The sequence below is a fragment of the Paracoccus sp. (in: a-proteobacteria) genome, assembly GCF_030604785.1.
In the GTDB taxonomy this organism is placed as follows: domain Bacteria; phylum Pseudomonadota; class Alphaproteobacteria; order Rhodobacterales; family Rhodobacteraceae; genus Paracoccus.
Genome location: NZ_JAUVVF010000009.1, coordinates 47,753 through 68,294, shown reverse-complemented (window position 1 = coordinate 68,294; position 20,542 = coordinate 47,753). Strand labels below are relative to the sequence as shown.

The 20,542-nt window shown below is 65.6% G+C and carries 22 protein-coding genes; all 22 read right to left on the bottom strand.

The features are described 5' to 3' along the window. Positions 1–136 precede the first annotated feature (136 nt). The 22 genes from QAR72_RS05035 to QAR72_RS04930 all read right to left on the bottom strand — a co-directional run bounded on the left by QAR72_RS05035 (position 137) and on the right by QAR72_RS04930 (position 20,514). Positions 137–1,813, bottom strand: a complete 1,677-nt coding sequence (locus tag QAR72_RS05035; RefSeq protein ID WP_304616272.1) for a ribonuclease J — start codon at positions 1,811–1,813, stop codon at positions 137–139. Then, entirely contained in the window at positions 1,806–2,588 is a 783-nt protein-coding gene (locus QAR72_RS05030; protein WP_304616271.1) for a type III pantothenate kinase, read from the bottom strand. Before QAR72_RS05030 ends, QAR72_RS05035 begins: the two co-directional genes overlap by 8 nt. A gap of 1 nt (position 2,589) precedes the next feature. Then, positions 2,590–3,348: a biotin--[acetyl-CoA-carboxylase] ligase gene (locus tag QAR72_RS05025; protein ID WP_304616282.1), complete on the bottom strand. Its 759-nt coding sequence runs from the start codon at positions 3,346–3,348 to the stop codon at positions 2,590–2,592. Between the two features lie 7 nt (positions 3,349–3,355). Beyond that, positions 3,356–4,816 carry an NADH-quinone oxidoreductase subunit NuoN gene (nuoN, locus tag QAR72_RS05020; protein WP_304616270.1) on the bottom strand — a complete coding sequence of 487 codons (1,461 nt, stop codon included), beginning with the start codon at positions 4,814–4,816 and terminating at the stop codon, positions 3,356–3,358. 10 nt (positions 4,817–4,826) lie between these two features. After that, the gene (locus tag QAR72_RS05015; RefSeq protein ID WP_304616269.1) at positions 4,827–6,383 is read right to left on the bottom strand and encodes an NADH-quinone oxidoreductase subunit M; all 1,557 of its coding nucleotides are present in this window, start codon (positions 6,381–6,383) and stop codon (positions 4,827–4,829) included. 1 nt (position 6,384) lies between these two features. Continuing rightward, positions 6,385–8,529, bottom strand: coding sequence for an NADH-quinone oxidoreductase subunit L (nuoL, locus tag QAR72_RS05010; RefSeq protein WP_304616268.1), 2,145 nt, complete (start codon positions 8,527–8,529; stop codon positions 6,385–6,387). Positions 8,530–8,535: 6 nt separating this feature from the next. Continuing rightward, complete coding sequence (gene nuoK, locus QAR72_RS05005) at positions 8,536–8,841, bottom strand: NADH-quinone oxidoreductase subunit NuoK (protein ID WP_304616267.1); 306 nt, start codon at positions 8,839–8,841, stop codon at positions 8,536–8,538. 57 nt (positions 8,842–8,898) lie between these two features. After that, complete coding sequence (locus QAR72_RS05000; RefSeq protein ID WP_304616266.1) at positions 8,899–9,501, bottom strand: NADH-quinone oxidoreductase subunit J; 603 nt, start codon at positions 9,499–9,501, stop codon at positions 8,899–8,901. After that, a complete protein-coding gene (locus QAR72_RS04995) occupies positions 9,498–9,911 on the bottom strand; it encodes a carboxymuconolactone decarboxylase family protein (protein ID WP_304616265.1) in 414 nt (137 codons plus the stop codon). The genes QAR72_RS05000 and QAR72_RS04995 overlap by 4 nt, the downstream gene beginning before the upstream one ends. Further along, positions 9,908–10,399: an NADH-quinone oxidoreductase subunit NuoI gene (nuoI, locus tag QAR72_RS04990; protein WP_304616264.1), complete on the bottom strand. Its 492-nt coding sequence runs from the start codon at positions 10,397–10,399 to the stop codon at positions 9,908–9,910. Before nuoI ends, QAR72_RS04995 begins: the two co-directional genes overlap by 4 nt. A gap of 55 nt (positions 10,400–10,454) precedes the next feature. After that, positions 10,455–11,486, bottom strand: coding sequence for an NADH-quinone oxidoreductase subunit NuoH (gene nuoH / locus QAR72_RS04985; protein WP_304616263.1), 1,032 nt, complete (start codon positions 11,484–11,486; stop codon positions 10,455–10,457). An 18-nt stretch (positions 11,487–11,504) separates the two neighbouring features. Then, complete coding sequence (locus QAR72_RS04980; RefSeq protein WP_304616262.1) at positions 11,505–12,281, bottom strand: hypothetical protein; 777 nt, start codon at positions 12,279–12,281, stop codon at positions 11,505–11,507. A gap of 5 nt (positions 12,282–12,286) precedes the next feature. After that, positions 12,287–14,299 carry an NADH-quinone oxidoreductase subunit NuoG gene (gene nuoG, locus QAR72_RS04975; protein WP_304616261.1) on the bottom strand — a complete coding sequence of 671 codons (2,013 nt, stop codon included), beginning with the start codon at positions 14,297–14,299 and terminating at the stop codon, positions 12,287–12,289. A gap of 10 nt (positions 14,300–14,309) precedes the next feature. Continuing rightward, positions 14,310–14,705, bottom strand: a complete 396-nt coding sequence (locus QAR72_RS04970; RefSeq protein WP_304616260.1) for a DUF5333 domain-containing protein — start codon at positions 14,703–14,705, stop codon at positions 14,310–14,312. Between the two features lie 113 nt (positions 14,706–14,818). Beyond that, entirely contained in the window at positions 14,819–16,114 is a 1,296-nt protein-coding gene (nuoF, locus tag QAR72_RS04965) for an NADH-quinone oxidoreductase subunit NuoF (RefSeq protein WP_304616259.1), read from the bottom strand. Between the two features lie 27 nt (positions 16,115–16,141). Continuing rightward, positions 16,142–16,351 carry a DUF5337 domain-containing protein gene (locus QAR72_RS04960; RefSeq protein ID WP_219830345.1) on the bottom strand — a complete coding sequence of 70 codons (210 nt, stop codon included), beginning with the start codon at positions 16,349–16,351 and terminating at the stop codon, positions 16,142–16,144. Then, positions 16,348–16,860, bottom strand: coding sequence for a hypothetical protein (locus QAR72_RS04955; RefSeq protein ID WP_304616258.1), 513 nt, complete (start codon positions 16,858–16,860; stop codon positions 16,348–16,350). The genes QAR72_RS04960 and QAR72_RS04955 overlap by 4 nt, the downstream gene beginning before the upstream one ends. A 31-nt stretch (positions 16,861–16,891) precedes the next feature. Continuing rightward, on the bottom strand, positions 16,892–17,809 hold the full coding sequence (gene nuoE / locus QAR72_RS04950) for an NADH-quinone oxidoreductase subunit NuoE (protein WP_304616257.1): 918 nt from the start codon (positions 17,807–17,809) through the stop codon (positions 16,892–16,894). Then, positions 17,809–19,053 carry an NADH-quinone oxidoreductase subunit D gene (locus QAR72_RS04945; RefSeq protein WP_304616256.1) on the bottom strand — a complete coding sequence of 415 codons (1,245 nt, stop codon included), beginning with the start codon at positions 19,051–19,053 and terminating at the stop codon, positions 17,809–17,811. The genes nuoE and QAR72_RS04945 overlap by 1 nt, the downstream gene beginning before the upstream one ends. Further along, a complete protein-coding gene (locus QAR72_RS04940) occupies positions 19,050–19,670 on the bottom strand; it encodes an NADH-quinone oxidoreductase subunit C (protein ID WP_304616255.1) in 621 nt (206 codons plus the stop codon). Before QAR72_RS04940 ends, QAR72_RS04945 begins: the two co-directional genes overlap by 4 nt. 2 nt (positions 19,671–19,672) lie before the next feature. Next, positions 19,673–20,206: a NuoB/complex I 20 kDa subunit family protein gene (locus tag QAR72_RS04935; RefSeq protein ID WP_219830336.1), complete on the bottom strand. Its 534-nt coding sequence runs from the start codon at positions 20,204–20,206 to the stop codon at positions 19,673–19,675. Further along, on the bottom strand, positions 20,197–20,514 hold the full coding sequence (locus tag QAR72_RS04930; protein WP_442953554.1) for an NADH-quinone oxidoreductase subunit A: 318 nt from the start codon (positions 20,512–20,514) through the stop codon (positions 20,197–20,199). Before QAR72_RS04930 ends, QAR72_RS04935 begins: the two co-directional genes overlap by 10 nt. Between the last annotated feature and the right edge of the window lie 28 nt (positions 20,515–20,542).

Below are 20,542 nucleotides of genomic sequence, written 5' to 3'. Positions count from 1 at the left end.
CTGGGGATTGCCGCATGACGCCGCCGGTTGCAAGCCTTCGCAGCCCTTCGGGCGCAGCGCCCCGGCCTTGGCGGCGCAGAGGGGGGTCCGGGGGGCTGGCCCCCCGGCCATCGCGGGACGCAAAGGGAACGCGGTATCAGTCGGCCATCAGGCGGCTGATGATCACCGTCACCTCGGGCTTCTTGCCGATCTCCTCCATGGCGACCTGGCGGGTGATCTTTCGCAGCGCCTCGTCCATCTTGGCATCGTCGCGCACGGTGCGGGCATCGGCGCGTTCCAGGAACTCGGACAACTCGCCCTCGATATGCCGGGCCAGATCCTGGCCCGCGCGCGCGCGCCCGGCCAAGCCCATCAGCTCGACCCAGGCATCCGGCAGGGCGTTGTCGTCCTCGTCGACGATCACGCTCACCAGCGCGTGGCCGTTCAGCGCCATGCGGATGCGGTCGCGCACGACCCCGTCCATTGCACCGATCAGAACCGTGCCGTCCAGATACAGCTTGCCCGATTCCACCTGATCGACCACGCGCGGCGCCTCGCTGGTCAGCTCGACCATCGTGCCGTTCACGACGATTTCGGCCGCCATGCCCTTGGCGCGGGCCAGCATCACATGCTCGCGCAGATGCAGATGTTCGCCATGCATCGGGATCACGATGCGCGGCTTCAGCAGATCGTGCATCGCCTCGATATCGGGACGGTTGGCATGGCCCGAAACGTGATAAAGCCCGTCATCGGCATCGAACACGTCGACGCCCAGCTCGCTCAGCGCATTCATGATGCGCCCGACGGGGCGCTCATTGCCCGGAATGGTGCGCGAGCTGAAGAGGAAGCTGTCGCCTTCCTGCAGCGACAGGCCCAGATAGCGGCCGCGCGACAGCTGCGCGCTGGCGGCGCGGCGCTCGCCTTGGCTGCCGGTAACGATCAGCATGACCTCGTGGCGCGGCAGGCGCGCGGCATCGTCGGGGCCGATCGTGTCGGGGAAATCGGTCAGCACTCCCGTCTCAAGACCCACCGCCACCATGCGACGCATCGCGCGGCCCAGCAGGCAGACCTTGCGCCCCGAGGCGCGCGCCGCATCGGCCAGCGTCTTCAGCCGCGCGATGTTGCTGGCGAAGGTGGTCGCGACGACCATGCCCTTCTGCCCCATGACCCATTCCAGGATCGGCGTGGCCAGCAGCGATTCCGACCGGCCCGGATGGGTCGAGAAGATGTTGGTGCTGTCGCAGGCCAGAACCTTGACGCCCTCGCCCTCGGCGCCGATCTCCTGCCAGATCATCGGGTCGAAGGCCTCGCCCACGACGGGGCTGACATCCAGCTTGAAGTCGCCCGTATGCAGGATGCGCCCGGCAGGCGAGTCGATGATCAGGGCCGAGCTTTCGGGGATCGAATGGCTGATCGGCACATATTGCACGCGGAACGGCCCGGCCTCGGTCACGTCGGGGCGCGGGGTCACGATGTTGACGGCCTCGGTCGGCAGACCGTGCTCCTCCATCTTCAGCCGGACAAGACGCCCGGTGAAGGCGCGTGCATAGATCGGCACGTCCAGCCGACCCCACAGATGCGCGATGGCGCCGATATGGTCCTCGTGCCCATGGGTGACGAAAATCGCCTCCAGCCGGTCGCGGTTCTCCTGCAGCCAGGTGATGTCGGGCATGATCAGGTCGATGCCGGGGCTGCTGTCCATGTCGCCGAAGGTCACGCCCAGATCGACAAGGATCAGCCGTTCCTTTCCGGGGCGGCCATAGCCGTAGACATAGGCGTTCATGCCGATTTCGCCCGCGCCGCCAAGCGGCAGATAGATCAGGCGGTCAGCCATTGCCCATCTCCTTGTTGTAGTCGTGAATGAGCCTCAGCCCGTGCATCGTCAAATCGTCCTCGATTGCGTCGAAGAGGTCAAACCCCTGATCGAACAGCGGCGCCAACCCTCCGGTCGCAATCACCTTCATCGGCCGGTCACGCTCGGCGCGGATCTGGCGCACGATGCCTTCGACCAGGCCCACATAGCCCCAGAACACGCCCGACTGGATACATGCAACCGTATTCGTGCCGATCACGCGCGCGGGCATGGTCACATCGACATGAGGCAGCGAGGCCGCGCCCATATGCAGCGCCTCCAGCGACAGGTTCACGCCGGGCGCGATCACCCCGCCGATATAGGCGCCATCCGTGTCCACCACGTCGAAGGTGGTGGCGGTGCCGAAATCCACCACGACCAGATCGGGGCCGTGCCGGTCGAAGGCGCCGACCGTGTTCACCAGCCGGTCGGGGCCGACGGTCGTGCCCTCGTCCACGCGCGGGGGCACGGGCAGCAGGCAATCGGGCTTGCCAACGACCAGCGGGCGCGTGTCGAAATAGCGGTTGCAGAGAACCCGCAGGTTGAACACCACGCGCGGCGCCGTGGCGCTGATGATGCAGGCATCGACCTTCAGACCGTCACGGCCGGTCAGCTGCATCAGCGTGGTCAGCCACACGAAGTATTCGTCCGCCGTGCGCCGGTGATCCGTGCTGATGCGCCAATGTGCGATGAAGCGGCTGCCGTCCCAGAGTGAAAAGACGGTGTTCGTGTTGCCGGTGTCGATGCAGAGCAGCATGTCACGCCTCTCCGAAATGGATGTCCGCGGCAGCGATGGTCACCCTGCCCCGCGACGTCGTCAGGATCAGCGCGCCGGTCTCGTCGATGCCTTCGAACCGTCCGACGGTCTGGCCCGTGCCGTGGCGCGCGGTCAGCGTCTCGCCCAGCTTGGCGGCGCGGGCCTGCCACGCATTGCGGATCGGCGCGAAGCCGTAGGTCTGCAACTGGCGCCACCAGTGATCGAAGGCCACGGCCAGCGCGTCCAGCATCTCGTCCTGGCTGGGGGCGATGCCGGTCTCTCCGGCCAAGCTGACGGGGCGGACGGCGCCCGTCTCGACCTGTCCCGCTTCGGGTGCGTCGGTCAGGTTGATGCCGATCCCCACGGCCAGCGCGACGACGCCCAAGCCCGAGCCGCTGCTTTCCAGCAGGATGCCCGACAGCTTGCCGCCATTCAGAAGGACATCGTTGGGCCATTTCAGAGAGAGCGAGGCCTGCGGGCCGCAAAGCGTCCGCACCGCATCATGCACCGCCAGCGCCGCCACGAACGAGGCGAGGGCCGCCTGTGCCGCGCCGCCTTCGGGACGCAGCAGCAGCGTCGCCGCGAAATTGCCGCGAGGATCGGCCCAAGGCCTGCCCCGCCGGCCACGACCCGCCTCTTGCCGGCGGGCCATGATCCAGGTCGGGCCAGAGAAATGCTGCGCCATGCGCAGCGCCTCGGCATTGGTGCTGTCCACGCGGTCGAGGACGTGGCGCGCCACGCCCTCGGGCCAAGCGGACAGGGGCGCGTTACTCACCCGCTGCCGTCATCGCGCCGACCAGCGATTCCGCCGCAACCGCCGCCGCGTCATCCAGGCCCAGAAGCGTGATCGAACCCAGAAGCAGCGCGAAGGCCGGAACGATCAGGGCCGCGTATTGCACCGCCCCCATGCGCGAGGACAGGCCCTCGGTCTCGGCGCCGAAATACATGTAGTAGACGATGCGCAGGTAATAGAACGCACCGATCACCGAGGCGATCACACCGGCCACGGCCAGCCAGGCCAGCCCGCCATCGACGGCCGCCGTGAGCACGCCGTATTTCGCCCAGAAGCCCACCAGCGGAGGCACGCCCGCAAGGCTGAACATCAGCAGCAGCACCGCCAGCGCCTTGAGAGGTTCCGCCGAGGCAAAGCGGTTCAGGCTGTCCAGATCGGTGATCGGGCGGCCGTCACGCTCCATCGACAGGATGAAGGCGAAGGTGCCCACGTTCATCACCGCATAGATCGCCATGTAGAGCAGCATGGCCTGCACGCCGACCGCCGTTCCGGCTGCCAGACCGACCAGCGCAAAGCCCATATGCGCGATCGAGGAATAGGCCATCAGCCGCTTGATGTTGCGCTGCCCGATCCCGGCGATCGAGCCGAGGAACATCGACAGCACCGCGAGGAAGGCGATGATCTGGGTCCAGTCGGCGATGACGTTGCCGAAGGCGTCGAACATCAGACGCGCCAACAGCGCCATGGCCGCGACCTTGGGCGCGGTGGCGAAGAAGGCGGTGACCGGCGTGGGCGAGCCCTCATAGACGTCGGGCGTCCACATGTGGAAGGGCACCGCCGAGACCTTGAAGGCAAGGCCGACCAGCAGGAAGACCAGACCGAACAGCAGGCCGGTGGACAGCTCGCCCTCGGACACGACCTGAAGGATGCCCGCAAAGTTCGTCGTGCCGGCAAAGCCGTAGACCAGCGACGCGCCATAGAGCAGCACGCCCGAGCTGAGCGCGCCCAGCACGAAGTATTTCAGCCCCGCCTCGGAAGATTTGGCGCTGTCGCGGCGGATCGAGGCGACGACATAGAGCGAGAGCGATTGCAGTTCGAGCCCGACATACAGCGTCAGAAGGTCGCCCGAGGACACCATCAGCATCATGCCAAGCGAGGCCAGCACGATCAGGATCGGATATTCGAAGCGCAGAAGCGCGTGGCGGTCCATGTAATCCGCGCTCATGGCCAGCACGGCAGCGCCCGACAGCAGCACCGTCACCTTGGCAAAGCGGCCAAAGGCGTCATCCGCGAACATGCCGAAGAACGAGACCTGATCCGGCCGCTCGGTCACGCCGACATAGAAGGCCGCGACGATCAGCGCCAGAACGCTGGCCCACAGGATCGGCCGCGCGATCTGGTCCTTGCCGAAATAGGCGCCCGCCATCAGCGCGGCCAGCGCGTAGATGGCCAGCCAAAGCTCGGGCAGGATGGTGGAGAAATCGATTCCGGTCATCAAACTGTCCTCAATGGCTGACGGCGGCTTGCGCCAGATCGTCGCTTGCCTCGGCCTCGGTCGGCAGGGCGTCGTGGAAATTCACCAGCAGCGCCTCGACCGACGGGCCGGTGATGTCGGTCACAAGGCGCGGATAGACGCCCAGGATCAGGGTCATGGCGATCAGCGGCACGAAGATCCACTTCTCGCGCGGGGTCATGTCGGTGATCGTCTTCAGGCTTTCCTTGATCAGCGCCCCCATCGTCACGCGGCGATAGAGCCACAGCGCATAGCCCGCCGACAGGATGACGCCGGTCGCCGCCACGAAGGCCACCCAGGTATTGGCGCGGAAGACGCCCAGCAGGGTCAGGAACTCGCCGACAAAGCCCGACGTGCCGGGCAGGCCGACGTTCGCCATGGTGAAGAACATGAAGACCAGCGCATAGACCGGCATCCGGTTCACCAGACCGCCATAGGCGTCGATCTCGCGCGTGTGCATCCGGTCATAGATCACGCCCACGCAGAGGAACAGCGCACCCGAGATGAAGCCGTGCGACAGCATCTGGAAGATCGCGCCGTCCAGCCCCTGCTGGTTGGCCGCGAAGATGCCCATCGTCACATAGCCCATATGGGCGACCGACGAATAGGCGATCAGCTTCTTCATGTCGGACTGCGCCAGCGCCACCAGCGAGGTATAGACGATGGCGATCGCCGAGAGCCACAGCACGAAGGGCTGCATCAGGTCCGAGGCCACCGGGAACATCGGCAGGCTGAAACGGATGAAGCCGTAGCCGCCCATCTTCAGCAGCACGGCGGCCAGCACGACCGACCCGGCGGTGGGCGCCTGAACATGCGCGTCGGGCAGCCACGTGTGGACCGGCCACATCGGCATCTTGACCGCGAAGCTGGCGAAGAAGGCCAGGAAGAGCAGCGTCTGCATCCCGCCGATCACCGTCAGCCCCAGAACCCGCATCGTGTCCGAGGGGAAATCGAAGGCCAGCAGCGCCTCGATATCCGTGGTGCCCGCAGTGCGCGCCATGGCGATCATGGCGACCAGCATCAGGACCGAGCCGATGAAGGTATAGAGGAAGAACTTGAAGCTCGCGTAGATGCGGTCCTTGCCGCCCCAGATGCCGATGATCAGGAACATCGGGATCAGGCCGGCCTCGAAGAAGAGGTAGAAGAGGATCAGGTCCAGCGCCGTGAAGACGCCGATCATCAGGCCTTCCAGAACGAGGAAGGCGATCATGTATTCCTTGACCCGGTGCTTGACGTCCCAGCAGGACAGGATCGTCAGCGGCATCAGGAAGGTGGTCAGCATCACGAACAGGATCGAGATGCCGTCCACGCCCATCTTGTAGCGCAGGCCCATGATCCAGGCGTGATCCTCGACGAACTGGAAGCCCGTATCCGAGGGGTCGAAGCCCGCCAGCAGGAACAGCGACACGAGGAAGGTCGCGCTGGTCGCGATCAGCGCAAGCCATTTGGCGTTCTTCTGCGCGGCAGCGTCATCGCCGCGCAGGAACAGGGCCAGGATCCCCGCCGCGACGATCGGCAGGAAGGTGATGATCGAAAGAAGGTTCGTCATGTCAGTGCGCGCCCCGCATCATCACCCAGATCAGCAAGCCCACGATGCCCAGAACCATCGCAAAGGCGTAGTGGAAGACATAGCCGGACTGAACCCGCCCGGCAAAGCGGGTCAGCCGAGGGATCACCCCCATGGCCAGCCCGTTGATCGCGCCGTCGATGACGGCCCGGTCGCCGCCCGTCCACAGCTTGGCACCCAGCCAGCGCGCGGGACGGACGAAGAGGAAGTCGTAAATCTCGTCGAAATACCACTTGTTCAGCAGGAACTGATACAGACCCCGCTGCTGGGCGGCCAGCTTGGCCGGCGCCTCGGGATAGCGGATATACATCAGCCAGGCCAGCGCCAGACCGATCAGCATGGCGACGAAGGGCGAGACCTTGACCCAGGTCGGCACGTAATGCGCGTCGTGCATCACGTGGTTGTCGGGATGCATGAAGATCGCCCCCGGCCCCACATTGATCTCGGCCGGATGCTCGGCCGCGCCCGCCGCGGGGTGGACGGCGCCACCTTCGGGCTGGGCATGGTCGGCCTCGGCCACGCTACCCTCGAGCGCAGTGTCCAGACCGGCGGCCTCGGCACCGTGATCGGCGCCATGGTCATCGCCATGCGCAGCGGCGACGATCTCCATGCCGAAGAAGCCGCGCACCGTCTCGTCCTTGCCGAAGAAGGCATTGTACCAGACCATGCCTGCAAAGATCGAACCGACGGCCAGCACGACCAGCGGCACGGTCATCACGCGCGGGCTTTCATGCGCGTGGTCATGCGCATGATGATCGCCGCGCGGCTTGCCGAAGAAGGTCATGAACATCAGCCGCCAGGAATAGAAGCTGGTCATCAGCGCCGCGATCACCAGCATCCAGAAGGCATAGCCGCTGCCCGAGGCGAAGGCGCTCTCGATCACCGCATCCTTGGACAGGAAGCCCGCAAAGCCGATATGGGTCAGCGGGATGCCGACACCGGTGATGGCCAGCGTGCCGATCATCATCGCCCAGAAAGTCAGCGGAATCTTTTTCCGCAACCCGCCGTAGTTCCGCAGGTCCTGCTCGTGATGCATCGCATGGATGACCGAGCCGGCGCCGAGGAACAGCATCGCCTTGAAGAAGGCATGCGTGAACAGATGGAACATCGCGACCGAATAGACGCCGACGCCCGCCGCCACGAACATGTATCCCAGCTGCGAACAGGTCGAATAGGCGATCACGCGCTTGATGTCGTTCTGCACCAGACCGACGGTCGCGGCAAAGAAGGCCGTAGTCGCGCCGATATAGACGATGAACATCTTCGCCTCGGGCGCGAATTCGTAGAGCGGCGACATCCGGCACACCAGGAAGACGCCCGCGGTCACCATGGTTGCGGCGTGGATCAGCGCAGACACCGGGGTCGGACCCTCCATCGCGTCGGGCAGCCAAGTGTGCAGGAAAAGCTGCGCCGACTTGCCCATCGCGCCGATGAACAGCAGGACCGCCAGCACGTTCGCCGCGTTCCAGTCGCGCCAGAGGAAGGTCATATCGGTCTGGGCCAGCGCCGGGACCTGCGCGAAGATCTCGTCGAACTGGATGGAGCCGGTCAGCCACCAGATGCCGAAGATGCCCAGCAGGAAACCGAAATCGCCGACACGGTTGACGATGAAGGCCTTCATCGCGGCCGCACCCGCCGACTGCTTCTTGAAGTAGAAGCCGATCAGCAGATAGGACGCGACGCCCACGCCCTCCCACCCGAAGAACATCTGCAGCAGGTTGTCGGCCGTCACCAGCATCAGCATGGCGAAGGTGAAGAACGAGAGATAGGCGAAGAAGCGCGCCCGATACGGCTCGTCATCGCCGAAATTCTCGTCATGGGCCATGTAGCCGAAGCTGTAGAGGTGAACCAGGGCCGAGACCGAGGTGACGACGATCAGCATGATCGCGGTCAGCCGGTCCAGACGGATCGCCCATTCGCTGGTGAAATCGCCCGACACGACCCAATCCAGCACCGGGATGCGCTGAAGCTGGCCGTCGAAGGTCAGGAACACGAACCAGCTGGCGGCGGCCGCGGCGAACAGGATCGCGGTGGTCAGCACCTGCGCGCCCCGCTCTCCGATCAGGCGCCAGCCGAAGCCCGCGATGAGCGCGCCCAGAAGGGGCGCGAAAAGGATGAATTGCGCCATGTCTGCTTACCCCTTCATCACGTTGACATCTTCCACCGCGATCGAGCCGCGGTTGCGGAAGAACACAACCAGGATGGCGAGGCCGATCGCAGCCTCGGCAGCGGCCACCGTCAGGACGAACAGCGTGAAGATCTGTCCCGTCAGGTCGCCCAGATGCGCCGAAAAGGCGACGAAGTTGATGTTGACCGCCAGAAGCATCAGCTCGATCGACATCAGGATGACGATGACGTTCTTCCGGTTCACGAAGATGCCGAAGATCCCGGTGACGAACAAAACCGCCCCCACGATCAGGTAATGTGACAATCCGATCATCTGTTCTGTCCCTCCGGGTCTTTCACCCGTTGCTATTCTCTGGCGGTCGGCGGGGCTTCAGAGCCCCTGCCCCGGCTTCACGTCGCGCAGCTGCATGGCCTTGGCGGGGTCGCGGTGCATCTGGGCCAGAACGTCCTGGCGCTTGATGTCGCGGCGGTGGCGCATGGTCAGCGTGATCGCACCGATCATCGCCACCAGCAGGATCAGACCCGACACCTGGAAGGGCAGGATATACTGATCGTAAAGCACCATGCCGATGCCGGTGGTGTTCTGCACGCCCGGCTCGACCGGGACGGCCCGCATCGCCAGCGCGTCATCGGCGCTCTGCCAGTCGCCGAAGGCGATGGTCAGCACGGCCAGAAGGACCAGCGCGATCAGCCCGCCGACCGGCACATAGCGCACCAGTTCCGTCTTGAGGCTGCCAAAATCGACATCCAGCATCATCACGACGAAGAGGAACAGAACCGCGACCGCGCCCACATAGACGATGATCAGCAGCATGGCGACGAATTCGGCGCTGAGCAGGATGAACAGCCCCGCCGCCGAGATGAAGGCCAGGATCAGCCACAGGACCGAATGGACCGGGTGGCGGGCCATCACGACCATGATGCCCGACAGGCAGACCGTGATCGCGAACAGGTAGAAGGCGAAAGTGATCATGCGGTCTCGCTCCCTTCGGATTCGGTAAAGACGCCTTGGGCGATTTCCAGCGCCTTCTGCATGGCGGGCAGGCCGCCGAACATGCCCATCTGCCAGATCACCTCGGCGATCTCGCGCGGCTTGGCACCGGCCTCGATCGCGTGGCGGATGGTCAGGCGCAGCTGCGGCTCGGCATGGGCGCCCTGAACGGTGAGCGCCGCGATGGTGACGAGAAGCCGCGTCTTGGCGTCCAGCCCGTCACGGTTGAAGGTCTTGCCGAACCACATTTCCAGCATGTCGGCCGGCATGGTCGGAAACATCTTCTCGAAGGCGCGCAGGTCCAGATGCTCCAGCGCGGGGTTGAAGGCCCGCGCCATCTCCTGCCCCTGGGCAAGCATCTGCTGGAACATCTGGCGGAATGGGTCGGTCATCGGTAGGGCGCATCCATCGCAAGGTTGCGGGCGATCTGGGCTTCCCACCGGGCGCCGTTATCCAGCAGCTTCTGCTTGTCGTAATAGAGTTCCTCGCGCGACTCGGTGGCGAATTCGAAATTCGGCCCTTCGACGATGGCATCGACCGGGCAGGCCTCCTGGCAGAAACCGCAATAGATGCATTTCGTCATGTCGATGTCGTAGCGCGTGGTCCGGCGCGAGCCGTCATCGCGCGGCTCGGCGTCGATGGTGATCGCCTGCGCGGGGCAGATCGCCTCGCACAATTTGCAGGCGATGCAGCGTTCCTCGCCGTTCGGATAGCGGCGCAGTGCGTGCTCGCCCCGAAAGCGGGCCGAAAGCGGGCCCTTTTCGTGGGGATAGTTCAGCGTGGCCTTGGGCGCGAAGAAGTATTTCATCCCCACCCCGAACCCTTTGAAGAAGTCCACCAGCAGGAAATACTTGGTGGCGCGTGCGATGTCGAAAGCCATCAGACTTGCTCTCCTTGCTTGGGTGACTTGACCCTGGCGTCTTGCATCATCGGGCTCACATCCCTGCCGCGCGGGCCCAGAAGCCGCCGGCGACCTCGAAGCGTGCCAGGAAGGCGACTATCACCACCCAGGCCAGCGACAGCGGCAGGAAGACCTTCCAGCCCACGCGCATCAGCTGGTCGTAGCGATAGCGCGGCACGATCGCCTTCACCATGGCGAACATGAAGAACCAGAAGACCATCTTGAGGAACATCCAGATCGCGCCATCCGGCAGGCCCGGGATGGGCGACAGCCAGCCGCCGAAGAACAGCAGCGAGATCAGCGCGCACATCAGCCAGATCGCGATGTATTCGCCGGCCATGAACAGCAGATAGGCGGTCGAGGAATATTCCGACATGAAGCCCGCCACCAGTTCCGATTCGGCCTCGGGCAGGTCGAAGGGCGGACGGTTCGTCTCGGCCAGGGCCGAGATGAAGAACAGCGCCAGCATCGGCAGATGCGCCAGCCAGAACCAGGACAGGATGCCCGCGCCGCGCTGCGCCTCGACAATGGCGGTCAGGTTCATCGAGCCTGCCGAGATGATCACGCCGATGATGATCAGGCCAAGCGAGACCTCGTAGCTGATCATCTGCGCCGCCGAGCGCAGCGAGCCGAGGAACGGGTATTTCGAGTTCGAGGCCCAGCCGCCCATGATCACGCCGTAAACCTCGAGCGAGGATACGGCGAAGATGAACAGGATCGCGACGTTCAGGTCGGCCATGACCCAGCCCGGCGCGAAGGGAATCGCGACGAAGGCCAGCAGCGCCAGCGTCATCGACAGGAACGGCGCCAGGAAGAAGACAAAGCGGTCCGCGCCCGCGGGCACGACGATTTCCTTGACGACGAATTTCAGCGCGTCGGCGAAGGTCTGCAGCAGGCCCCAGGGGCCGACGACGTTCGGGCCGCGCCGCATCTGGACGGCGGCCCAGATCTTGCGGTCGCCATAGACCATATAGACCAGCGACAGCATCACGAAGGCGATGATTGCCAGACCCTGCGCCAGCAGGATCAGCGCGATGCCCAAGGAAGATTGCCAGAATTCAGCCATGATCGCCTGTCCCTGTTCCTACGCCGCGGGAATGCCGCGTGCCTCGCACTCGCGCAAGGTCTCTTTCGTTTCCATCACCCGCAGCCCCAGTGGTCTGTCACCCGACAGGGTGAAGGCCGAACCGACCAGAAGCTTGCCGTTCCGCGTGGCGGACAGGGTGCGGATATGGCGCCCATAGGCGATCCCGTTCCTGTCGGCCCAACCTGCCAATGCGCAGGTGGCATACGCAAAGCCGATATCGGCGTCCACCCCTTCGCGCAGATTGGCGGTCACCTCGACCAGATCATTGCCGCGCTCGGGGTTCAGACTGTCCACTCGGGCGGCGATGAAGTCCTCGTCCTTGATCTCGATCTCGGGCCGCAGCACCGGCAGGGCGGGTTGGGTGCGGGCGGCAAAGGCCTCCAGCGCCTCTTCCTGCGCGGTCTTGCGGCGCGGCATGTCGGGCGCGACCAGCGCCGACAGGTCCAGATCCAGGTTCGCGTTCAGCGCATCCAGATCGGCCTGCGTCACCATGAACGCATCGCGGCCCTCGGGGCTGTCCAGCGACATGGTGGTCACGCTGCCATCGGGTTCGAGAATCAGGATCTCGCCCGATTTGGTCGAAATCCGCGCCCGGCTGAGGCGCTCGACATCCGCGCCCCCGCCCGGCAGAAGCGCCGTCACCTCGGCGGGCTTGGCGCGCGGACGTTCGCTGCCATCCCCGCCATGGCCGGTCTTGTCGGCGCAGGCGGCAAGGGCCAGCGCCCCCAGAAGAAGGGCGCCGCGCGTCCAGATCTGGCGAGCAGGGCGCGCCATGACCGTCACTCGGCCGCAAGGGCGGGCGCGTTGCGCGCCGCCGCCATCCGCGACAATTCCCCCATCAGCGGCGACGAGCGCGCAATCGGGTTGGTCAGGTAGAAGTCGCGCACCGGATAGACGAAGCTCGCCCGGCCCAGATCGGCCATCGCCACGGGCTGCCAGTCGCTTTCGACGACCTCATCCACCTCGGCCAGATGCGGCACGGCCTCGACCAGTTTGCGGCGAAGCTGCGCCAGGCTGTCCCAGGGCAGGGTCTGGCCCAGCTCGGCCGACAGCGCGCGCAGGATCGCCCAATTCTCTTTCGCCTCGCCCGGCGCGAAATTCGCGCGCATGGCCAACTGCGGACGGCCCTCGGTGTTCACGAAGAGGCCCATTTCCTCGGTGTAGCAGGCGGCAGGCAGGATGATGTCGGCGCGATGCGCGCCGCGATCGCCGTGGCTGCCCTGATAGATCACCGTCGGGCCGGCCGCGATCTCGACCTCGTCGGCGCCCAGGTTGTAGATCACGTCGGCGCCCTCGATCGCGGCCTGCAGGCCGCCCCGCGTGACCGCGCCGACATCCATGGCACCCACCCGCGACGCGGCCAGATGCAGCACCATCAGGCGCGCGCCGGTGGCTTCGGCCAGGGCCATCGCATGGGCCAGAACGGCGGCGCCGTCAGCCTCGCGCAGGGCACCCTGCCCCACGATCACCACGCCGGGCTTGTCCTGCGGCTTGGCGTCAGCCAGCAGTTTCGCCAGCGCCGCGCGATCATTGCCGGCATGGCTGTAATCATAAGTCAGGTCCACCGGCTCGCCGACCAGCGTGATATCCGCGCCGCGTGCCCAGGCCTTGCGGATGCGGGCGTTCAGCACCGGCGCCTCGTCGCGGGGATTGGTGCCGATCAGCGTGACGAAGGCGGCCTCGTCCAGATCCGCGATCTGCGCGTTGCCGACATAGCCCGAACGGTTCCCCTCGGGCAGTTTCGCGCCATCGGTGCGGCATTCGACCGAGCCGCCCAGGCTCTCGATCAGCGACTTGAGGCTGAACGCCGCCTCGACCGAAGCAAGATCGCCCACCAGACCTGCGACCTTGCGGCCGCGCATCGCGGAAGCCACCGCCGACAGGGCCTCGGGCCACGAGGCCGGGCGCAGCTTGCCGTTCTCGCGGATATAGGGGCGGTCAAGACGCTGGCGGCGCAGGCCGTCCCAGACAAAGCGCGACTTGTCCGACAGCCATTCCTCGTTCACGCCGTCATGGTTGCGCGGCAGGATCCGCATCACTTCGCGGCCCTTGGTATCGACCCGGATATTGCTGCCAAGCGCGTCCATCACGTCGATGGTCTCGGTCTTGGTCAGCTCCCACGGGCGGGCGGTGAAGGCATAGGGCTTAGAGACCAGCGCGCCCACCGGGCAAAGGTCGATGATGTTGCCCTGAAGGTTCGAGGCCAGCGTCTGGTTCAGGTAGCTGGTGATCTCGCTGTCCTCTCCGCGTCCGGTCTGGCCCATCTGGCTGATGCCCGCGACCTCGGTCGTGAAGCGCACGCAGCGGGTGCAGCTGATGCAGCGCGTCATGTGCGTCTCGACCAGCGGACCGAGATTCAGTTCCTCGGCGGCGCGCTTCGGCTCGCGGTAGCGGCTGAAATCGACGCCATAGGCCATCGCCTGGTCCTGAAGATCACACTCGCCGCCCTGGTCGCAGATCGGGCAATCCAGCGGGTGGTTGATCAGCAGGAACTCCATCACGCCCTCGCGGGCCTTCTTGACCATGGGGCTGTTGGTGCGGATTTCCGAAGGCGCGCCATCGGGGCCGGGGCGCAGGTCCTTGACCTGCATGGCGCAGCTGGCGGCGGGCTTGGGGGGACCGCCCACGACCTCGACCAGACACATGCGGCAATTGCCGGCGATGGACAGGCGCTCGTGATAGCAGAAACGCGGAATCTCGATCCCGGCCTGTTCGCAGGCCTGGATCAGGGTCAGGTTGGGATCGACTTCGATATCGTTGCCGTCGATCCTGATTGTCCGCAATTCTGCCATGATTCCATCCTTACCTGGCACTCAGCAGCGATCCGGCGACCGTCTGCCGTGCGATTTCGTCCCGCCCGAGGCGGCAAAACGTGTCGGGCTGGCCGTTCACCACGCCATTGGCGCGCATGTAGCGGTCGGCCTCTGCATAGATGCGCTGGCGCTGTTCCCGATCGTCGAGAAAGGCGTCGATCTGCGCCTCGCTATAGCCTTGGTCCAGCGCATGGCGCTTGAGAGCGCGCGCCTCGCGGAAGGCGCGGACCATGCGCGCATCCAGCGTCGGGCAGCCCCGCCGCAGCACGTCGGCCACGCGCGCCTGAACGAGGCGGTCGTTGACATAAGCGTTCTCGGCCAGGGGCTCCATGGCGGCGGCGGGGGTGGCGGCCAGAAGGGCGGCAGCAATCAGCGGGCGAAACATGGCACGGTCCTTTCGGGGGGCTTTGCGGTGGCTACGAGCCACCACATAAGCACCGGACCGGCTTTTCGCCCGACACGAGCGCGTGCGCGCCCCGTGATATGCCGCCCTGTTGATCATTCGGCCGCCAGCGCGCCCATGCGCCCGGTCTTCTTGGCCTTCAGCCGATCCTCGATCTCGCCGCGGAAATTGCGGATCAGGCCCTGGATCGGCCAGGCCGCCGCGTCGCCCAAGGCGCAGATCGTGTGGCCCTCGACCTGCTTGGTCACGTCCAGCAGCATGTCGATCTCCTCGACCTCGGCCTCGCCTGTGACCAGACGCTCCATCACGCGCATCATCCAGCCGGTGCCCTCGCGGCAGGGCGTGCACTGCCCGCAGCTTTCATGCTTGAAGAACTTGGACAGGCGCCAGACCGCCTTGATGACGTCGGTGGACTGGTCCATCACGATCATGCAGGCGGTCCCGAAGGACGAGCGCAGCTCGCGCATCCCGTCGTAATCCATGATGGCGTTCTCGCACTGCTCGGCCGTCAGGATCGGGCACGAGGCGCCGCCGGGGATCACCGCCTTGAGGTTCTTCCAGCCGCCGCGCACGCCGCCGCCGTGCTTCTCGATCAGCTCGCGCAGCGGGATCGACATCGCCTCTTCGACGACGCAGGGCGCGTTCAGATGGCCGGTCAGGCCGAACAGCTTGACGCCGGCATTGTTCGGGCGGCCGAAGCTGGCGAACCATTCCGGGCCGCGCCGCAGGATCGTCGGCACCACCGCGATGGATTCGACGTTGTTCACCGTGGTCGGGCAGCCATAAAGACCAGCGCCCGCCGGGAAGGGCGGCTTCATGCGCGGCATGCCCTTCTTGCCCTCGAGGCTTTCCAGCAGCGCCGTCTCCTCGCCGCAGATATAGGCCCCCGCGCCGTGATGCAGGTAGAGGTCGAAATCCCAGCCCGAACCGCAGGCATTGCGGCCCAAAAGGCCCGCATCATAGCATTCGTCGATCGCTGCCTGCAGGGCCTCGCGCTCGCGGATGTATTCGCCGCGCAGGTAGATATAGCTGACATGCGCGCCCATGGCGAAGCTGGCGATCAGCGCACCCTCGATCAGGGTATGCGGATCGTGGCGCATGATCTCGCGGTCCTTGCAGGTCGCGGGCTCGGATTCGTCGGCATTGATGACCAGATAGCTGGGACGCCCGTCCGATTCCTTGGGCATGAAGGACCATTTCAGACCCGTCGGAAAGCCCGCCCCGCCACGGCCGCGCAGACCCGAGGCCTTCATCTGGTCGATGATCTTGTCCCGCCCGCGCGAGATGATCTCGGCGGTGCCGTCCCAATGGCCGCGCTTTCTTGCGCCGGCCAGGCTGCGATCGCCCATCCCGTAGAGGTTGGTGAAAATGCGGTCCTGGTCCTTCAGCATCCGTTCCTCGATCCTCTCATCCGGGCGTCACGCATTCCTGCGCCGCCAGATACGCCAGGTCACAAGTAGCGACCAGACAAAAGCGCCGATGGCGGCAAGATCGACCAGAAAGGCCCATCGCGCCGCCAAGTCAAATTCTCGGCCAAGCATCTGCATGCCCAGCCAGGCCACCATCGTGACCGCGATCACGATACCGACCAGCCGCATCTGCTGCGCATCGCGCTGCTCGGGGGTCATTGCGTGCCCTCCGCCTGCTGCGCGGCCAGCGTGCGCGCCTGTCCCACCCAATCCTCGCGCCGGATGCGACCGGCACCGATGCCAAGGACCGACGCGGCCGACCGGATCTGCGCCATGTCCCAGGCGGCGATCTGCTCGAAGCGCGTCACGCCCATCGCGACCAGGCCGTCGCGGGCCTTGGGTCCGATGCCCTTGATCCGCATCAGGTCGTCGCCTGCCTCATCGGCCCGTTCAGGCTGCGGCGCGGAGTGGCGGACCAGAACGGGCGCCGCGGGGGCCGAAGGTTGCGCGGGGGCGGCGAGCGCGGGGGCAAAGGCCTCGCCGTCCATGCCGGTCTCGCCCTCGCAGATCAGCCAGATCAGCATCGCCGCCAGCATCACCCCGAAGATCACGCCCAGAAGCAGCGCGGCCAGCCAGCCGACCGAGCCGAACAGCCCGAGCGACAGGGCCACCAGCGCCCCGCCAAGGGCGCCGATCGTCCGGCATGTGCTGCGCGCTGCGCGGTTCATCGCCTTCTCCTGCCACCGGGTCCTGACCCGATCACCCGTCCTTCTGATCCTGTTGCGCGTCGGCCTCGTCATCGCGGACACCGCCCGGTTCGCGCGCCGATTCTGGGCGCGCGGCCGAGGCGGCCTGCGCCTCCTGCACCATCACGCCGGTCTTGTCCGCGGGCTTGCCCTCGGACGGCTTGGGGTCGGCCTCGGGCACGGTGTTCTCGCCCTGCCGGTCATCGGCGGCGGCTTCGGGGCGCTTGCGCTCCAGCCACTTGGTCAGGATCGGCACCTCGGTCCCGTCGATCCGCTTGAGGGTCTCGCCCAGCTCGCGGGCCAGGGCGACGCTGGCATTGGCGGCTTCGGCCCCCTCAGCCGCGCTGAGGCTGGTCAGCCCCGTCGCGGGTTCCGAGGCGAAGCGGCCGGTCTGCGAACCCGGCAGCGGAACCTCGCCCGCCGACATGCGGTCGATCAGCGCCTCGAGGCTCTCGGGCGTCAGGTCCTCGTAATAATCCTTGCCGATCTGGGCCATCGGCGCGTTGGCGCAAGCGCCCAGGCACTCGACCTCTTCCCAGCTGAACTTGCCATCGGCCGACAGCGTGTGCGGCGTCGGCGCGATCTTGCGCTTGCAGACCTCGATCAGCGCCTCGGCGCCGCAGATCATGCAGGTCGTGGTGCCACAGATCTGGATATTGGCCACCGTTCCAACCGGTTGCAGCTGGAACATGAAGTAGAAGGTGGCTACTTCGAGCGCCCGGATATAGGGCATGCCCAGCAGGTCGGCGCAGTATTCGATCGCCGGGCGGGACAGCCAGCCCTCTTGTTCCTGTGCGCGCCACAGGACCGGGATGATCGCCGATTGCTGGCGGCCTTCCGGGTATTTGGTCATCTGCGCCCGCGCCCATTCCAGGTTCGCGGGGGTGAATTCGAAACTGTCCGGCTGGACGGGGTGCAGGCGGCGCAGCATCAGCGGTCAACCTCTCCGAAGACGATATCCTGGGTGGCGATCAGCGCCGGCACGTCGGCCAGCAGATGACCCTTGGCCATCCAGTCCATGGATTGCAGATGCAGGAAGCCCGGCGCCCGCAGCTTGGCGCGATAGGGCTTGTTCGTCCCGTCGCTGACCAGATAGACGCCGAATTCGCCCTTGGGCGCCTCGACCGCGGCATAGACCTCGCCCGCCGGCACCTTGAAGCCCTCGGTATAGAGCTTGAAGTGATGGATCAGGCTTTCCATGTCGCGCTTCATGTCGCCGCGCTTGGGCGGTGTCAGCTTGCCGCGCGCCAACACGTCGCCCTGCCCCGCCGGTTCGCGCAGCTTGGCGATGGCCTGCTTCATGATCGAGACCGACTCGCGCATCTCCTGCATCCGGCACAGGAAGCGGTCGTAGCAATCGCCGTTCGTGCCGACCGGGATCTTGAAGTCGAACTCGTTGTAGCACTCGTAGGGCTGGGCGCGGCGCAGGTCCCAGGCCATGCCCGAACCGCGCACCATCACGCCCGAGAAACCCCAGTCCAGCGCATCCTGCTCGCTGACCACGCCGATGCCGACCAGCCGCTGCTTGAAGATGCGGTTCTCGGTCAGCAGCGTGTCCAGATCGTCCAGCAGCCGGGGGAATTTCTCGCACCAGGCTTCCAGATCGTCGATCAGGTCGGGCGGCAGGTCCTGGTGGACGCCGCCGGGCCGGAAATAGGCGGCGTGCAACCGCGCACCCGAGGCGCGCTCGTAGAAGATCATCAGATCCTCGCGCGCCTCGAACCCCCAGAGCGGCGGCGTCAGCGCGCCCACGTCCAGCGCGCCCGTGGTCAGTCCCAGCAGGTGGTTCAGGATGCGCCCGATTTCCGAGTAGAGCACCCGGATCAGGCTGGCGCGGCGCGGAACCACCGTGCCGGTCAGACGCTCGATCGCCAGACACCAGGCATGTTCCTGGTTCATGGGCGAGACATAGTCCAGCCGGTCGAAATAGGGCAGGTTCTGCAGGTAGGTGCGGCTTTCCATCAGCTTTTCGGTGCCGCGATGCAGCAGGCCGATATGCGGATCGGCGCGCTCGACGATCTCGCCGTCCAGTTCCAGCACCAGACGCAGCACGCCATGCGCGGCGGGGTGCTGGGGACCGAAATTGACGTTGAAGTTGCGGATGCGCTGCTCGTCGGTCAGGAAATCCGACGTGCCGTCATCATACTGGTTCTTGCGGATGTCGCCGTCCATCATTTCGCGGCCCCCTTCTCGTCGCCGGGCAGGACGTAATTGGCGCCCTCCCAAGGCGAAAGGAAATCGAATTGGCGGTATTCCTGAACCAGCTTGACGGGTTCGTAGACGACGCGCTTCTCGGTCTCGTCATAGCGGACCTCGACATAGCCGGTCGTCGGGAAATCCTTGCGCAGCGGATGGCCGGTGAAACCGTAATCCGTCAGGATGCGGCGCATGTCCGGGTGGCCGGTGAAGAGGATGCCGAACATGTCGAACACCTCGCGCTCGAACCAGTTGGCCGAGGGGAAGATGCCCGTCAGCGAGGGCATCATCTCGTCCTCGCGGATCGCGACCTTCACGCGGATGCGCTGGTTCTGATACATCGACAGCAGGTGATAGACCACGTCGAAGCGCTGCGGGCGCGCGGGGTAATCGACCGCGGTGATGTCCACCAGCGTCGAGAAGCGGCAGGCGCTGTCGCCGCGCAGGAACTCGATCAGGTCGAGGATGCCCGCCGCGGTGGCGGTCACGGTCAGTTCGCCATGCGCCGTGCCCGCATCGATCACCTGATCGGGGCGGCGCAGCTTGATATGCTCGGCCAGTTGGTCCAGCGCGTCGAGATCGGGATAGACGGCCATCATTACCTCACCAGCGTGCCGGTGCGCCGGATGCGGCGCTGAAGTTGCAGGATGCCGTAAAGCAGCGCCTCGGCGGTCGGCGGGCAGCCCGGCACGTAGATGTCGACCGGAACGATCCTGTCGCAGCCGCGCACCACGGAATAGCTATAATGGTAATAGCCGCCGCCATTCGCGCACGAACCCATGCTGATGACATAGCGCGGCTCGGGCATCTGGTCATAGACCTTGCGCAAGGCGGGCGCCATCTTGTTCGTCAGCGTCCCCGCGACGATCATCAGGTCGGATTGACGCGGACTGGCGCGCGGCGCCGTGCCGAAGCGTTCCAGATCGTAGCGCGGCATCGAGGTGTGCATCATCTCGACCGCGCAGCAGGCCAGCCCGAAGGTCATCCAGTGCAGCGAGCCGTTGCGCGCCCAGTTGATGATGTCCTCGGTCGTGGTCAGCAGGAAGCCCTTGTCCTGCAATTCGCGGTTCAGAGCGGCGGTCGCGACCTCGCGGTCGGGACCGGCCGTATTCGCCCCAGCCATCACGCCCATTCCAAGGCCCCTTTCTTCCATTCATAGGCAAAGCCCACGGTCAGCACGCCCAGGAACACCATCATCGACCAGAACGCCGTATCGCTGATATCCGACAGGCTGACGGCCCAGGGGAACAGGAAGGCGACTTCCAGATCGAAGATGATGAACAGGATGGCGACAAGATAGAAGCGCACGTCGAACTTCATCCGCGAGTCGTCAAAGGCGTTGAAGCCGCATTCATAGGCACTGACCTTCTCGGGGTCCGGGTTGCGGACCGCGATCACGATGGCCGAAAGCAGCAATATCAACGCGAGCGCAGCAGCCATCCCCGCGAAGACGAGGACGGGCAGATAA

Bases quoted from the DNA above. Each gene is read 5' to 3' on its own strand.
- nuoE (WP_304616257.1), bottom strand. From the start codon at position 17,809: ATGCTGCGCCGCCTGCACCCCGTCCAGCCGGACAGTTTCGAATTCACC.
- QAR72_RS05030 (WP_304616271.1), bottom strand. From the start codon at position 2,588: ATGCTGCTCTGCATCGACACCGGCAACACGAACACCGTCTTTTCACTC.
- QAR72_RS04995 (WP_304616265.1), bottom strand. From the start codon at position 9,911: ATGACCGACCCATTCCGCCAGATGTTCCAGCAGATGCTTGCCCAGGGG.
- QAR72_RS04940 (WP_304616255.1), bottom strand. From the start codon at position 19,670: ATGGCCGTCTATCCCGATCTCGACGCGCTGGACCAACTGGCCGAGCAT.
- QAR72_RS04955 (WP_304616258.1), bottom strand. From the start codon at position 16,860: ATGAACCGCGCAGCGCGCAGCACATGCCGGACGATCGGCGCCCTTGGC.
- QAR72_RS05015 (WP_304616269.1), bottom strand. From the start codon at position 6,383: ATGACGAACCTTCTTTCGATCATCACCTTCCTGCCGATCGTCGCGGCG.
- QAR72_RS04980 (WP_304616262.1), bottom strand. From the start codon at position 12,281: ATGGCGCGCCCTGCTCGCCAGATCTGGACGCGCGGCGCCCTTCTTCTG.
- QAR72_RS05035 (WP_304616272.1), bottom strand. From the start codon at position 1,813: ATGGCTGACCGCCTGATCTATCTGCCGCTTGGCGGCGCGGGCGAAATC.
- QAR72_RS04945 (WP_304616256.1), bottom strand. From the start codon at position 19,053: ATGATGGACGGCGACATCCGCAAGAACCAGTATGATGACGGCACGTCG.
- QAR72_RS04970 (WP_304616260.1), bottom strand. From the start codon at position 14,705: ATGTTTCGCCCGCTGATTGCTGCCGCCCTTCTGGCCGCCACCCCCGCC.
- nuoG (WP_304616261.1), bottom strand. From the start codon at position 14,299: ATGGCAGAATTGCGGACAATCAGGATCGACGGCAACGATATCGAAGTC.
- QAR72_RS04930 (WP_442953554.1), bottom strand. From the start codon at position 20,514: ATGGCTGCTGCGCTCGCGTTGATATTGCTGCTTTCGGCCATCGTGATC.
- QAR72_RS05000 (WP_304616266.1), bottom strand. From the start codon at position 9,501: ATGATCACTTTCGCCTTCTACCTGTTCGCGATCACGGTCTGCCTGTCG.
- nuoK (WP_304616267.1), bottom strand. From the start codon at position 8,841: ATGATCGGATTGTCACATTACCTGATCGTGGGGGCGGTTTTGTTCGTC.
- nuoF (WP_304616259.1), bottom strand. From the start codon at position 16,114: ATGCTGAAGGACCAGGACCGCATTTTCACCAACCTCTACGGGATGGGC.
- nuoI (WP_304616264.1), bottom strand. From the start codon at position 10,399: ATGGCTTTCGACATCGCACGCGCCACCAAGTATTTCCTGCTGGTGGAC.
- nuoL (WP_304616268.1), bottom strand. From the start codon at position 8,529: ATGGCGCAATTCATCCTTTTCGCGCCCCTTCTGGGCGCGCTCATCGCG.
- nuoN (WP_304616270.1), bottom strand. From the start codon at position 4,816: ATGACCGGAATCGATTTCTCCACCATCCTGCCCGAGCTTTGGCTGGCC.
- QAR72_RS04960 (WP_219830345.1), bottom strand. From the start codon at position 16,351: ATGACCCCCGAGCAGCGCGATGCGCAGCAGATGCGGCTGGTCGGTATC.
- QAR72_RS04935 (WP_219830336.1), bottom strand. From the start codon at position 20,206: ATGGGCGTGATGGCTGGGGCGAATACGGCCGGTCCCGACCGCGAGGTC.
- nuoH (WP_304616263.1), bottom strand. From the start codon at position 11,486: ATGGCTGAATTCTGGCAATCTTCCTTGGGCATCGCGCTGATCCTGCTG.